Here is a 1,341-nt window from a genome sequence, read left to right on the forward strand (position 1 = left end):
CTGTCTCCAGTCGAGGGTTCGCTCTTCCGATCTCCTGACCCTATGTACTATTGGCTTAGGGACTGATAAGGTATCTGCTGAATCGAATCGATGTGGCCAGATTCGTACTGTGCGTCGCTTGGCGATTAGCGAAAACTTAGATACCGATAATCTAGATACCCTAGAATATAAGTACTGTGGAAATAGTAACCGACGTTCATCAAGTATTCAGTCACCACGAAATTCCTCTCAAGATTGCTTCGACCTGACCGCCATGGCAAAACTAGCCAGCATGACAGAAGAGGGAAGAAGCTTTTTGGGTACGATTGAAAGTTTACAGCAAGTGATCTGCAACGGTCCTAGGCAAGGTCAGAGGTCTTCGTTAGAGTGGCCAAATGGGGAAACAGCCAAATCAGGGTCAAAATGGAAGTATCCCAACGGAACGACTGCCAAATTGGGGTCAAAATGGAAGTATACTAACGGAACGACTGCTAAATTCGGGTCACAATTGAAGTATCCCAACGGAAAGACTGCCAAATTCGGGTCATCAGGTTCATGGAAGTATCCTAACGGTCAGACTGCCCAATCCGGGTCACGTTGGTATACCCCTAAGGGTAGGACTACTTCAGTGGATAGTTTACTGAGCCAGGGTTGTAGTATAGTTGGCACTACAGAATGCGATCGCATCCTCACATACATCAACCGCGATAACCGGAATGGCTATAACCGGAACCGCTATGACCAGAATGGCTATGACTCGAACAGCTATTATCAATCGAACCGCTATTATGACTCGAACCGCTCTGAAATGACCAGCAGAGACAATTTCTTGCGGGATTTGTCAATCATGCAAATTCTAGACAGGCTGACTAGAGTAGCTGATTAAGCTTCAAGGAGTAACAAGCAGCCTTTTAAACTAGTAAGGGTTTCAGTCCCGAGCATTGCACTGGGTGTAAGGTTTAGTGAATAATTGCAGCCGTAATTAAAACCCTAGACTAGATTGATTGACTAGACATCTCCAGAAACTCGGTTTTGACCCAGGCAGTGCAAGGGTTTGAGGTTAATTTTTGGAGATGTCTACTTAAAATTAGTCTAGGCATTAGTTTATTATTACCTGTCATTGTTTACTGATAATTTTTTAGCCAAGTTGGGAGCTAAATAGAACTGGACACCCGTTCGGCCAGTAAGCATTAAGTACGTAGCACAGCCTTTGGCCAAAGGCCACGCTGTGCGAACGACGCTGTGACCTAACCCATAAGCTAATAGCTGAATACTGATAGCTCAATACTGATAGCTGATCGCAATCTTAATTAGGATGTAAGATCGCTATAGGCTATATGGCCACGTGTGTGAGGATTTCTC

Annotated in this window: 1 protein-coding gene; it reads left to right on the top strand. The window is 44.7% G+C overall.

Going from position 1 to position 1,341, the window contains the following annotated elements:
- Positions 1-865 (top strand): hypothetical protein (locus F6K37_RS42695; protein ID WP_287257259.1); only part of this gene is annotated, 865 nt, incomplete at its 5' end.
- Between the last annotated feature and the right edge of the window lie 476 nt (positions 866-1,341).

Source organism: Moorena sp. SIO4E2 (assembly GCF_010671945.1).
GTDB lineage: Bacteria > Cyanobacteriota > Cyanobacteriia > Cyanobacteriales > Coleofasciculaceae > Moorena > Moorena producens.